Genomic DNA, 12517 nt, shown 5'->3' on the forward strand with positions numbered 1-12517 from the left:
GCGCCCGGAGCGAAGCGAGGACGTCGATGAGCAGGGTCGTCATGTACGGAAAACCGGGCTGTCATCTGTGTGACGACGCCCGGGAGATCATCCGGGCCGTCTGCGCCGAGGCCGGTGTGGAGTGGAGCGAGGTCGACATCACCCAGGACGACCGTTTGTTCACCCAGTACGGCGAACAGATCCCGGTCACCTTCGTCGACGGCAAGCAGCACGACTTCTGGCGGGTCGACCCCGCCCGACTACGCAAAGCCCTGATGAGCTAGGTCACGCTCGCCGATTTTGTTCTCACGTTCACAAGCTCCTAGAGTAAGAGAGCCGCCGGCCGTCAGACCGCGGTGAACCAACCGCTCCCAGGAGAATTGTGACGCGTGCCAGCAGCCGTCGCCCCGGCCCGCCGACGAGAACCGAACGCGGCATCCCCGAGGCGACTGTCGCGCGCTTGCCCGTCTACCTGCGGGCCCTGACCGCGCTCTCGGACAGTGGTATCGCGACCGCGTCGAGCGAGGACCTGGCGACCGCCGCCGGCGTGAACTCGGCCAAGCTCCGCAAGGACCTCTCCTACCTGGGCTCCTACGGCACCCGCGGCGTCGGGTACGACGTGGAGTACCTGCGGTACCAGATCGCTCGCGAGATCGGCGTCACCCAGGACTGGGCCGTGGTCATCGTCGGGATCGGAAACCTGGGCCACGCGCTGGCCAACTACTCCGGCTTCGGCACCCGCGGCTTCCGGATCGTCGCCCTGCTCGACGCCGACCCGACCCTGGTCGGCGAGCGGATCGGCGACATGGAGGTCCGCGACTTCGCCCAGCTCGAGGAGATCGTCGAGGCCGACCGGGTCTCGATCGGGGTCATCACCACTCCCGCCGGTCCGGCGCAGGAGGTGTGCGACCGGCTGGTCGCCGCCGGCGTGACCAGCATCCTGAACTTCGCGCCCGTCGTGCTGTCCGTGCCCGACGGCGTCGACATCCGCAAGGTGGACCTCTCGATCGAGCTGCAGATCCTGGCGTACCACGAACAACGAAAGTCCGGAGAGGCGGCGCTCCCCCAGGTGCCCGAGCTACCAGCGATGAACGGTCTGACGGATCTCCCGAGCGTCGGGGGAGGTGTCGGCGCGTGAGTTACCTGGTCGTCGGCATCAGTCATCGTTCCGCTGCCATCGACGTGCTGGAGCGGGTCGCCCTCGACGCGGAGGCGGCCACCAAGCTCGCCCTCGCGGTCGGTAGTTCCTCGTCCGTCGCGGAGTCGGCGGTCCTTGCCACCTGCAACCGCACCGAGGTGTACGCGACGGTCGACCGGTTCCACGCCGGGATGGACGAGGTCACCGCGATCCTGTCCGACGTCACCGGCGTACCGCTGCTGGACCTGGCCGAGCACCTCTACGTGCACTTCGAGGAAGGCGCCGTCGCGCACCTGTTCCAGGTCGCGGTCGGGCTGGACTCGATGGTCGTCGGTGAGAGCCAGATCCTCGGCCAGGTGAAGGAAACGCTGCGCGTCGGCCAGGACCTGGAGACCGTCGGCACCGACCTGAACGCCCTGTTCCAGCACGCGTTGCGGGTCGGCAAGCGGGCCCGTACCGAGACCGGCATCGACGCGGCCGGCCGCTCGGTCGTCTCGGCCGGGCTGGACGCGGTCGGCGGCTTCGAGGGCCGCCGGGCCCTGATCGTCGGCGCCGGCTCGATGGCGTCCCTGGCCGCGCAGACCCTGGCCAACGGCGGCGCGCGCAGCGTGACCGTTGCCAACCGCAACTACGACCGCGCGGTCGCGCTCGCGGACCGGATCGGCGGTACGGCGGTCCGCCTGGCCGACGTACCGGCCGCACTGCACGACGCCGACCTGATCGTGTCCTGCACCGGCGCGCGCGGTGTCGTCCTGACCGAGGACATGATCCGCACCGCCGCGGACGGCCGGCCGCTCGGCGTGCTGGACGTAGCGCTGCCGCGGGACGTCGCCCCGGAGGCGGCCCGGATCCCGGGCGTCACGCTGATCACCCTGGCAGACCTGGTCGGGACGGCGGGCGGCAGCCAGGCCGATATCGACGAGGTCCGCCGGATCGTCGGCGAGGAGACCGGTTCGTTCGAGGCGACCCGCCGGGCCGCGTCGGTGGCGCCGACCGTGGTCGCGCTGCGGGCGATGGCGAGCTCGCTGGTCGACTCCGAGCTGGCCCGCCTCGAGCGGCGGCTGCCCGGCCTCGACGAGCACGAGCGGCACGAGGTCGAGCGGACCATCCGCCGCGTCGTCGACAAGGTGCTGCACAACCCGACCGTCCGGGTGAAGGAACTCGGCGGCGACCCGGGCGGACCGACGTACGCCGACGCGCTGCGGCAGCTGTTCGCGCTCGACCAGGCGACCGTCGACGCGGTGACCGCCGCCAAGGACCCGGAAGAGACCAGCCAGACGCCGGCCGACGCCGCGCGGCAGAGCGGAGGCCAGCGATGATCCGCCTCGGTACCCGCCGCTCCAAGCTGGCGACCGCGCAGTCGACCATCGTCGCCGACCAGTTGCGCTCCCTCGGCCACGAGGTCGAGCTCGTGCTGATCACGACCACCGGCGACGTCAACCGCGCACCGGTCGAGCAGATCGGCGGCACCGGCATCTTCGTCAGCGCCCTGCGCGACGCCCTGCTGGCCGACGAGATCGACATCGCGGTGCACTCCTTGAAGGACCTGCCGACCCAGCCGGTCGACGGCCTGACGCTCGGCGCGATCCCGGTCCGCGAGGACCCGCGCGACGTCCTCGTCGCCCGCGACGGCCTGACGCTCGGCGAACTGCCGCACGGCGCCCTGATCGGCACCGGCGCGGCCCGCCGGGTCGCCCAGATCGACGCGCTCGGCCTCGGGGTCGAGTGCACCGGGATCCGCGGCAACGTGGACACCCGGATCGGCCTGGTCACCGACGGCAAGCTCGACGCGGTCGTGATCGCGCGGGCGGGGCTGGCCCGGCTGGGACGGCTCGCCGAGGTGACCGAGACGCTGGACCCGATCCAGGTGCTGCCCGCCCCGGGCCAGGGCGCCCTGGCGATCGAGTGCCGCGCGGACGACACCGCCGTACTGGCTGCCCTGGAGCCGCTGGAGGACCCGGCCACCCGGGCCGCGGTGACGGCGGAACGGCAGCTGCTGGCCACCCTCGAAGCGGGGTGCACGGCTCCGGTCGGCGCGCTCGCCGAGGTGGTCGAGGGCGAGGACGGGCCCGAGCTGTGGCTGCGCGGCGCGCTCGGCCAGGACGACGGCGTACGACGGCTCAGCGCGAACGGGCCGGTGGACGACCCGGTGTCGCTCGGCAAGGCGCTGGCCAACGAGTTGCTGGAGCGAACATGACACCGGCACAGGGCACGAGTACTGCGGCCCATCAGGCGGCCAAGAAGACGGCCCACAGGACGAGCAGGAAAACGACGAGGGCGAAGGCAGACGTGAGCGCGAAGACAGCCGCCACCGCGGCACCTCAGAAGGCCGCGACGAGTACCGCCAAGCAGACCAAACCGCTCGGCCACGTGACATTCGTCGGCGTCGGCCCCGGTGACCCCGCGCTGCTGACGCTGGCCGGCCGGGACGTGCTCGCGAACGCCGACGCGGTCGTCGTCGAGGGCCCCGAGCACGACGCGTTCCTGGGCTACTGCAGGCCGGGCGTCGAGGTCGTGGACGGCTCCGGCGCCGAGGGCAGCCGCGCACTGCGCGTCGCCGCCCGGGCCCGGCTGGTCGTGAAGACCGCCAAGACCGCGGCGAACGTCGTCCGGCTGCTGAGCGGCGACCCGTTCACCTTCTCCAGCGGTGCCGAGGAGGCGGCCGCGTGCAAGAAGGCGGGCATCGCGTTCAACGTCGTTCCGGGCGTGAGCGAGGTGAGCGCCGTCCCGACGTACGCCGGGATCCCGCTGACCATGAAGGGCGACCGCGAGGTCACCGTCGTCGACCTCGCCGAGAACAAGCTCGACCTGACCCGCCTGCAGCCGAAGCAGACGCTCGTCCTGCTGAACGCCGTGGACGTCCTCAAGGAGACCGTCGCGGCGCTGGTCGAGGCCGGCTTCGACGCCGCCACACCGGTCGCCCTGACCGTCGGCGGTACAACGACGTCGCAGACCAGCGTGGTCGGAACGCTCGAGACGATCGTCGCCGACCTGCGCGCCGCGAAGGTGACCGGCGAGGCCGTCGTCGTGGTCGGTGCGGTCGTCGAGCAGCGTGAGTCGCTGTCTTGGTTCGAGACCAAGCCGCTGTTCGGCTGGCGGATCCTGGTGCCGCGCACCAAGGACCAGGCCGGCCCGCTGATGGACCGCCTGCGCCGCTACGGCGCGATGCCCGAAGAGGTCCCGACCATCTCGGTCGAGCCGCCGCGCAACCCGCAGCAGATGGACAAGGCGATCCGCGGCCTGGTCGAGGGGCGCTACGAATGGGTCGCGTTCACCTCGGTCAACGCGGTGAAGGCGGTCCGGGAGAAGTTCGACGAGTACGGGCTGGACGCGCGGGCGTTCTCCGGGCTGAAGATCGCGGCCGTCGGCGACAAGACCGCCGAGGCGATCGGTGCCTGGGGCATCCGTCCGGACCTGGTCCCGTCCGGTGAGCAGTCCGCCGCCGGGCTGGTCGAGGACTGGCCGCCGTTCGACGAGGTGCTGGACCCGATCAACCGGGTCTTCCTGCCGCGCGCCGACATCGCCACCGAGACCCTGGTCGCCGGCCTGACCGATCTCGGCTGGGAGGTCGACGACGTCACCGCGTACCGGACCGTCCGGGCCGCCCCGCCGCCCGCGCCGACCCGCGAGGCGATCAAGTCCGGCAAGTTCGACGCGGTCGTGTTCACCTCCTCCTCGACGGTGCGCAACCTGGTGGGCATCGCCGGCAAGCCGCACGCGTCGACGGTGATCGCGGTGATCGGCCCGGCCACGCTGAAGACCGCCGAGGAGCACGGCCTGCGGGTCGACGCGATGGCCGAGACGCCGTCCGTCGAAGAACTGGCCGACGCCCTCGCCCGGTTCGGCGCCGACCGGCGTGACACCATGGTGGAAGCCGGGGAGCCGGTCACCCGTCCGTCCGAACGTCGCCCGGGTTCTCGTAGGAAGAGCTGATTCTGGTGCCTGGTTTCCCGGAAGTGAGGCCGCGGCGGCTCCGGTCGTCGGCAGCGGTGCGTCGTCTGGTCGCGGAGACGGTGATCGAGCCGCGGCAGCTGATCCTGCCGATGTTCGTCCGGGAAGACGCCCGCGAGCCGATCGCGATCAGCTCGATGCCCGGCGTCGTGCAGCACACCCGGGACACCGCCCGCAAGGCGATCGCGGAGGCGGCACAGCTCGGCCTCGGCGGCGTGATGCTGTTCGGCGTACCGTCCTCGAAGGACCCGGTCGGCTCGGGTGCGCTCGATCCGGACGGCATCCTGAACGTCGCGATCCGCGATGCGGTGTCCGAGGTCGGCGACGCGTTGCTGGTGATGTCGGACCTATGCCTGGACGAGTTCACCTCGCACGGGCACTGCGGCGTCCTCGACTCCGAGGGGCGTGTGGACAACGACGCGACGCTCAAGATCTACGCCGAGATGGGCGTCGCGCAGGCGTCCGCCGGTGCGCACGTCGTCGGGCCGTCCGGGATGATGGACGGCCAGGTTGGTGTGGTCCGTCAGGCGCTGGACGCGGCCGGCTTCATCGACACCGTGATCCTGGCGTACGCCGTCAAGTACGCGTCGGCGTTCTTCGGCCCGTTCCGCGAAGCCGTCGACTCGTCGCTGACCGGTGACCGGAAGACGTACCAGCAGGACAACGCCAACGCCCGCGACGCGATCCGCGAGGTCGACCTCGACATCGCCGAGGGCGCCGACATCGTCATGGTCAAGCCGGCCCTCGCCTACCTGGACATCATCCGCCAGGTCCGCGACCACGTGAACGTGCCCGTTGCCGCGTACAACATCTCCGGCGAGTACGCGATGGTCGAGGCTGCCGCCGCCAACGGCTGGATCGACCGTGACCAGGCCATCCTCGAAACCCTCACGTCGATCCGCCGCGCCGGCGCCGACACCATCCTCACCTACTGGGCAGCCGAAGCCGTCCACCTCCTCGGGCGCAGGTAGTCCGCCCAACGCGCGCTACGCAGCCGCCGTCCCGTCGCTACGCTCCTCGGTGCGGCTGCTACGCGCGCTCCCACCCACCCCCGGCTTAGCGCCGGACTTTCTGTTTCCGGCTGGCGCCGAGGTGTTCCGGCTTACGCCGGGGTGTTCCGGCTTACGCCGGACTGGTTCCGGCTGGCGCCGGGGTGTTCCGGCTGGCGCCGGACTGATTCCGGCTTACGCCGGGGCCGGTCGGCTTGCGCCGACGTACTGCTGGCTGCCGCCAGCGTTCTCCGGCTTGCGCCGGGGGTTACCGGCTACCGCCGGGGTGTTCCGGCTTGTGCCGGGGGTTGTCTCTGGCGCCGAGGTGTTGCGGGCTGCCGCCCGCGTGTTCGCGCTGGCGCACGGGTGAGTGCTTGCTGGGCACATCCGACAGGTGGCGCGTTGACGGGGAAATGAGGTCGGACCCAGGCGTGCTACGCAGCCGCCGTCTCGTCGCTGCGCTCCTCGGTGCGGCTGCTCCGCGCGCTCCCACCCACCCCCGGCTTAGCGCCGGACCTTTTGCTTCCGGCTGGCGCCGGGGCTCTCCGGCTACAGCCGGGTTGTTCCGGCTACTGCCGGGGACTCCGGCTTGCGCCGGTTGTTGTCGGCTGCCGCCGGCGTGTTGCGGGCCGACGCCTGTCAGTGCGCGCTGCCGCGCGGTCGGACAAGGCAGGCCGGACGTGCGCTCCAGCGCGGCGGACAGGCCGTGCAGCTGCGCGTTGCTCGGCTCTGCTGAAGAATGAGTCGAGCTGTAACGGCATCGGCAGGTCATCGATGTCTGAACTGGCGCCGCGCAGCCGGCATTCTGCAAGGGGGACCGCTGTGCCGCTCAGCTCCCGACGTCGCTCGGCATCTTCGGCACTTCTCGAGGCGGCACGTCGAGCCGTGGTGCTCGACTGTGGCAGCGGCTCAGGGCATCGCGGAGACCTCGCCGCGTCTGCCATCAGGTCGGTGCTGGTGGACCGCGCCGACGAGGTGAGCCAGTTCGGCGTGCGCATCAGCAATGCCAGGATCACGGGATCGCTGGACCTCGCCGCTTGCCGAGTCGGCTTCCCGATCCAATTCCAGGACTGCCGGTTCGCCGAGCCCCTCATGCTCGAAGGCAGCAGCATCCACTCGCTGGCGGTTGTCGGCACGTCGCCGCGGCTCAAGGCCGGAGCAAGCTCGTCGCTCCCGGGGATTCTGGGCAACGGAATGCGACTCGACCGCGATCTCGTGCTGTCGCAGACCCTGATCACCGGAGCGCACCGGACCACGTCGTCACTCAGCCGAACGGCCGCCGTGTGGCTCACCGAGGCGAGCATCCACGGGCGCCTGCTTGCGGTCGGCACGGCCATCGACACCGCGGGCGATCGCTCGATTCAAGCCGATCGGTGTCAGGTCACCGGTGACATCCGGCTTGTTCAGGGATTCCGCGCCAATGGGGAGATCAGGCTGATCGGCGCTCAACTCGGTGGTTCTCTGGACCTCGCCGGATGCGAGCTCGTGCCGCGAAACGGGCGAGCCATCGATCTCGCCGAGGCGACCTTGGGCGGCAGCGTGTTCTTGACCGACACTCCGGGACACAAACCGGTGGTCCACGGACGCCTGGAGATGGGGCGGACATCGGTCAATGGCAGGGTCCTCATTCGAGGCGCCAGGTTGGAGGCCCCGGAGGCCGGTATCGGCCGGCACCTCTACAACGTGAAGGATCCTGCCGCCCGTCTGGCGATCCTGGCGCAGGGTGCCACGATTCGCGGCGAGCTCACCATGAGTGAGGCAACGTCGGTGGTCGGCGGAGTCACACTCGCTGGTGCGACCGTCGATGGTGGCCTGTTGATCGACGGCACGTCCGTGCGGAACGAGCACGATGTCGCACTGGATCTCACGCACGCGCGAATCGGCACGAAGGTGTCGGCCGTCGAGGTCGACGTTCACGGCACCGTCGACCTCGACGGAGCGGAGATCGCTGGTCCGCTTGATCTGAGGGCAGCGGTCCTGAGCAGACCTGCCGACCGGTACTGCCTGTCTGCTGTTCGTTCCGTCGTGCTCGGTGACGTTCGGCTGCGCGACGCGAGAGTCGGCGGAACGTACCCGTCCGAGAGCCCCGGGACGAGCGGCGGGGTCAGGTTCAGGGGAGCCGAGCTGAGCGGGATGTTCGATGCCGGAGGAGCACAAGTCATGAGCCCCGGCGATACCTCGGTCAATCTCCACGACGTGAAGATCGCCGGGAACCTGCGGCTCTGCGCCGGGTTTCGATCGGTGGGGCTCGTCGCGTTGAACCGAGCCTCGGTTGAAGGCCGCCTGCAATGTGACGAGGGCAGCTTCGAGTGGCGTCGCCGGGAGACCGGCGACCCGCGACCGACCAGAGTCAACGATCGGGAATCCGCGTTCGAAGCGATCTCCGCCACGATCCGCGGCGGTACGGGACTCGGATGGCATGTCGACGGCGCCGTCGATTTCACCGACGCGCGGACGTCGTACGTGGCGGATCGAATCGACCAGGACTGGCCACGTCACCGCAGTTATCTGAGCGGCTTCACCTACGAACGCTATACGGCGCTGTCCATGCACGGCTCCGGAGAATGGGGCTGGAAGGCTCGCGCGCGCTGGCTCCGACTTTGCGATCCGGCGGGCAGCGGGGACGCGGGTGACCCTGGGCCGTGGGAGCAAGCGGCGCGAACTCTGAAGGGCCACGGTGACTCCGCCGGGTCCGAGGAAATCCTCATGGCCTACCTACGGACCAAGCGACAGCGCCGGGTCGGCTGGGCCAGATTCCGGGTGATGCGCGGCCTGGACAGGGTCATCAACGACTGGTTCCTGGGCTACGGCTACCGGCCGCTCCGAGCCCTGATCCCACTAGGTCTCCTCATCCTCGCTGTCGCTGGCCCGCTCCTACCCACCAGTGGGAACCACGTGATGCGGGCGACCGACCCATCTGGAGTCGTCTACACGCCGCAGGGTGAGTTGAGCCAGATCGAGGCGGGCAAGCACCCGCAGGACCCGTGCGGCAGGGGCAAGGTTCGCTGCTTCAATCCCTGGCTCTACGGCATCGACACGGTCGTGCCGATCGTCGACCTCAAGCAACGAACTGCTTGGGCCCCGAGTACCGACGCGGGTGGTGGACCGATGCTTGCGTGGGTCAACGTGGCAACTCTTGCTGGATGGGCGATCTCCAGCCTGTTTGTCGTTGGTCTCGCCCGGGCCGGAAGTCGTGCACTCACCTGACGCCGTCCGCTGGACGGAAACCGATCTCGAGATGGTGTGGTGGGGGTGGGCGTGCCATCGTGGGTGGTGGGGGTGGGGTTGATGAGGCGGCTTGTGGAGTTTTCGTTGGATCGGGGCGGGACGATGCTGGTCGAGGTTGATGACGGCGGGCCGGCGATGCGGGGGATCGGGAAGGATCGGGCGGTGCTGGTCGAGGAGGCGGATCGGACGTTCGAGGAGGCGACGTCGGTGGTGGCGCCGGCTGCGCGGAGTTTGATTGCTCGGTTGCGGGGGCTGGACGACGCGCCGGACGAGGTCGGGATCGAGTTCGGGTTGCAGTTGAGTGCGCAGACGGGGGCGTTCATCGCGTCGGCCGCGGCGCAGGCGAACTTCAAGATCACCGTGACGTGGCGGAGCCGCGAGGGCTGAACCATGCAAGCGCTGCTGAACTTCGACCTCGCGATCGAGACCGAGGGCGACGGGTACCGCGCCAGGATCATGGCCTCGCCGGCCGGAGAGGCCGAGGGCACCTTCGCGCTTCCCTTCACCGAGCAGGATCTGGAGATTCTGGTCCTGAAGATCACGGGATCGGTCAGCTCGACGCGTCGAAGGGTACGACGTCTCGAGTCTGTCGAGCAGCGGCTGCTGGAGGACTTCGGCGGCCAGTTGTTCGACGCCGTGTTCACGGGCAGCGTGCGGACTTGCCTGGAGCGCAGCCTCACAGCCGCCGAGGACGCTGACGCCGGCCTTCGCCTGCGTCTCCGGGTGGCGGCTCCGCTGGAGAACATCCCGTGGGAGTTCCTCTACGCACGGGAGTACGGATTCCTGTGCCTGTCCCCGGAGACGCCGCTGGTGCGGTACGTCGCGATGCCCAGATCCGTCCCGCCGTTTCCGGTCCGTCCGCCGTTGCGGATCCTGGCGATGCTCTCCGCGCCCAGCGATGTGCCGGGGCTGCAGAACGAGGAGGAGTGGGACAAGCTCCAAACATCACTCAGCCACCTGATCGCCCGGGGGATGGTCCAACTGGACCGCCTGCCGGTCGGCTCGCTCGCGGCACTGCAACGTCCGATGCGTCAGCAGCAGTACCACGTGCTGCACTTCGTCGGTCATGGTTTGTACGACGAGGACGCCGACGACGGGGCGCTCGTCCTCGAAGACGAGACCGGGCGGGCTCGGCTGGTCACCGGTCGCGACCTCGGAACGATGCTCCGTGGATACCGATCGCTCCGGCTGGTGGTACTCAACGCCTGCGAGGGTGCCCGAAGCTCCGTCGACGACCCGTTCGGCGGTGTGGCGCAGGCACTTGTGCGGCAGGGCGTGCCTGCGGTGATCGCCATGCAGTTCGAGATCTCGGATCCGGCGGCCGTGGTGTTCAGCCAGTCCTTCTACGAGGCTGTTGCCGACCTGCTGCCGGCCGACGTGGCCGTCGTCGAAGCCAGGAAGGCGATCTTCGCCGCGGAGAACGATGTCGAGTGGGCCACCCCCGTCATCTATCTCCGCTCCCCGGACGGCACCATTTTCGAGGAAGCCTCGGACCCTCCGCCAGCTCCGCCCCCTCCTGTCGATGATCCGTCCGAGCAGCGTCGCCGGCAGTTCGCCGAGTGGAACCGCGCTGCCGCGCTTGCGCTGGAACAGGACCGCTGGAACGACGCCATCGCCGCGCTCGAGCAGTTGACGGCGGCCGGCGACAACGATCCGGACACGGCACGACGTCTGCTGTACGCCCGTGATCGGAAACAGCAGACGGAGCCGGCCACGCAGCCGGTGATTGCCGAGGTGCGGGACCGTCTTCTCGCCAAGCTCATTGATCTGAGCCTCTACCTGATCCTGATCTTGTTCCTGGCTCCCTCGGCCGATGGCGGGGAACTGGACACCGATGACTGGCTACGCTTCGGCGTCTTAGCTGCGACCGTCGCGATCTACGAGATCGTGCTCACCGCGCTCTGGGGATGCACGCTCGGTAAATACGTTCTCCGCTTGAAGGTTGTCCGTCGCCGCGACCGCCGGCCGGTCGGCTGGACGGAATCGCTCCTGCGTTGGTTCGTCCAGTTCCTCGCGTGGGTAGCCTGTCTGGTCGGTGCGGCGGTCCTCTACGCATCACTGTTGTGGGACAAGTCCGAACTCCACCAAGGCTGGCACGATCGTGTAGCGGGCACCCTGGTGGTCAAGCTTCCGCCGCGCTGACCGCGGCCGAGCGGGTCGCTTGACTTCCTCAAGTCTGGTTGGTTCTGTCGGGCAGCATGAAGGCGATCGATGGGTTGCGGGCGGCGGGGGAGCAGGGCGATGCCGAGGCGGTCGGTGCGTTGCTGGCGGATGAGGTGGTGTTTCATTCGCCGTTGACGGATCGGCTGACGTTCGTGGGCCGGGACGAGGTCGTCGCGTTGCATCGCGACATCTTCGCGGTGCTCGAGGACATCAGGACGAGTGAGCCGCTCGAGTACGGCGACCGGCAGGTGTTCTCGTTCCGTGCGCGGATCCGCGGCGTCGGGCTGGAGGCGACGAATCTCGTGCGGACCGACGATCAGGGCAGGATCGCCGAGCTGACGGTGTTCATCCGGCCGCTCCCGGCGCTGGCCACGCTGTTCGCGACGCTGCCGCCGCGGGTCTCCGCCCGGCGTCGGGGGCCGCTCGTCGGTGGGCTGGTGGCGTGCCTGGCCCGGCCGCTCGCGTTCGCGTTCCGTACGGCGGACCGCCTCGCCCCGCGGTTCCTCTAGCGCACGACCGAGTAGTCGGACTGGGTGAAACCGGCCTTCAACGTGCGGGTGGCGTTGTGGGTGAGGGGGATGTCGCCGGGGACCGGGCCGAACAGCGGGATGCCGGTGCCGAGGAGGACGGGTGCCGTGGTGATGGTGAGCTCGTTCAGCAGCCCGGCGGCGAGGAACGTCTGGATGGTGGCGGCGCCGTCGGCGTAGATGCGTTGGGCGCCGCGGTCGTTGAGGGTCTCGACCAGGGCGTTCAGGGTGCGGTGGACGAGGATGCGGTCGTCGGTGTCCGGGTCGAGGGTGGTGCTGAGGACCTCGACCTGCTTGCCTTCGTACGGCCAGCTGTCGAAGGTGCACGCCAGTTGGTAGGTGTTGCGCCCGAGGACGACGGTGTCCACCGAGGCCAGGAACTCGTCGTACCCGGTCTCGCCGGCGTGCTCGGCCCGGCTGGTGAGCCAGTCGATGGAACCGTCGGGCCGGGCGATGTACCCGTCGAGGCTGGTGGCGATGAACGCGGCCGCATGGAAACTCACAGGCCTATTTTTCCACGCGGCCGCCGGGATACCGGAGCC

11 protein-coding genes are annotated in these 12517 nt (G+C 69.6%); 10 read left to right on the plus strand and 1 reads right to left on the minus strand.

Translation table 11 applies throughout. From position 1 onward, the window contains the following. Positions 1-26: 26 nt before the first annotated feature. From ABZW60_RS28905 to ABZW60_RS28950, 10 genes are all read left to right on the plus strand, one after another. Positions 27-263, plus strand: a complete 237-nt coding sequence (locus ABZW60_RS28905; RefSeq protein ID WP_355482064.1) for a glutaredoxin family protein — start codon at positions 27-29, stop codon at positions 261-263. A gap of 98 nt (positions 264-361) precedes the next feature. Next, complete coding sequence (locus ABZW60_RS28910; protein WP_355482066.1) at positions 362-1117, plus strand: redox-sensing transcriptional repressor Rex; 756 nt, start codon at positions 362-364, stop codon at positions 1115-1117. Then, positions 1114-2436: a glutamyl-tRNA reductase gene (locus ABZW60_RS28915; RefSeq protein WP_355482068.1), complete on the plus strand. Its 1323-nt coding sequence runs from the start codon at positions 1114-1116 to the stop codon at positions 2434-2436. Before ABZW60_RS28910 ends, ABZW60_RS28915 begins: the two co-directional genes overlap by 4 nt. Then, complete coding sequence (gene hemC / locus ABZW60_RS28920) at positions 2433-3314, plus strand: hydroxymethylbilane synthase (protein WP_355482070.1); 882 nt, start codon at positions 2433-2435, stop codon at positions 3312-3314. Before ABZW60_RS28915 ends, hemC begins: the two co-directional genes overlap by 4 nt. Further along, on the plus strand, positions 3311-5050 hold the full coding sequence (locus tag ABZW60_RS28925; RefSeq protein WP_355482072.1) for a uroporphyrinogen-III synthase: 1740 nt from the start codon (positions 3311-3313) through the stop codon (positions 5048-5050). The genes hemC and ABZW60_RS28925 overlap by 4 nt, the downstream gene beginning before the upstream one ends. A 5-nt stretch (positions 5051-5055) precedes the next feature. Then, positions 5056-6039, plus strand: a complete 984-nt coding sequence (gene hemB / locus ABZW60_RS28930; RefSeq protein ID WP_355482074.1) for a porphobilinogen synthase — start codon at positions 5056-5058, stop codon at positions 6037-6039. A gap of 969 nt (positions 6040-7008) precedes the next feature. Beyond that, positions 7009-9264 carry a hypothetical protein gene (locus tag ABZW60_RS28935; RefSeq protein ID WP_355482076.1) on the plus strand — a complete coding sequence of 752 codons (2256 nt, stop codon included), beginning with the start codon at positions 7009-7011 and terminating at the stop codon, positions 9262-9264. 93 nt (positions 9265-9357) lie between these two features. Continuing rightward, complete coding sequence (locus tag ABZW60_RS28940) at positions 9358-9672, plus strand: CU044_2847 family protein (protein ID WP_355482078.1); 315 nt, start codon at positions 9358-9360, stop codon at positions 9670-9672. 69 nt (positions 9673-9741) lie between these two features. Then, positions 9742-11427: a CHAT domain-containing protein gene (locus ABZW60_RS28945; RefSeq protein WP_355482080.1), complete on the plus strand. Its 1686-nt coding sequence runs from the start codon at positions 9742-9744 to the stop codon at positions 11425-11427. A 56-nt stretch (positions 11428-11483) separates the two neighbouring features. Beyond that, a complete protein-coding gene (locus ABZW60_RS28950) occupies positions 11484-11957 on the plus strand; it encodes a nuclear transport factor 2 family protein (protein ID WP_355482082.1) in 474 nt (157 codons plus the stop codon). On the opposite strand, the gene ABZW60_RS28955 is transcribed toward ABZW60_RS28950, so the two are convergent. Then, positions 11954-12478: a dihydrofolate reductase family protein gene (locus ABZW60_RS28955; RefSeq protein ID WP_355482084.1), complete on the minus strand. Its 525-nt coding sequence runs from the start codon at positions 12476-12478 to the stop codon at positions 11954-11956. The two genes, ABZW60_RS28950 and ABZW60_RS28955, sit on opposite strands and share 4 nt — an antisense overlap. Positions 12479-12517: the final 39 nt, after the last annotated feature.

The sequence above is a fragment of the Kribbella sp. NPDC003557 genome (assembly GCF_040610805.1).
In the GTDB taxonomy this organism is placed as follows: domain Bacteria; phylum Actinomycetota; class Actinomycetes; order Propionibacteriales; family Kribbellaceae; genus Kribbella.